1 pseudogene is annotated in these 362 nt (G+C 63.3%); it reads right to left on the bottom strand.

The annotated features are described in order from the left end of the window. Positions 1 to 362 (bottom strand): annotated as a pseudogene (locus ACWGTO_RS33945) (tyrosine-type recombinase/integrase); the annotation flags it as partial.

Genomic DNA, 362 nt, shown 5'->3' with positions numbered 1-362 from the left:
GATCGGGCCGCGGCCATCGCGCCGGGGAAACAGCCATCGCCCCGGCTTGGTCAACCGCCAAAAGACGCGCAAAATCTCCAGCAGCTGCGGCGACAGCATCACATAGCGGTCCTTGCCGCCCTTGCCCTGCTCGATGCGAATTACCATCCGGCTGCTATCGATGTCCGTCACCTGCAGAACGTAAGCCCACCGCATAGGTGGTCATCAGAGCGACCCGGTTCCTCGTCCCCTTCACGGCCTGCAGAAAACCGACCACCTCATCGGCGCTCAGCACGACCGGCAACTTGCGCGGCGTCCGGGCGTAAGCGATCCGCTCAGGCAGATCAGATCGACCCAGCGTCACGCCGTAGAAGAAACGCAAG

Source organism: Mesorhizobium sp. PL10, assembly GCF_053714315.1.
Note: the sequence above shows the minus strand (reverse complement) of the source record. Positions and strands in the feature narration are given on the sequence as shown.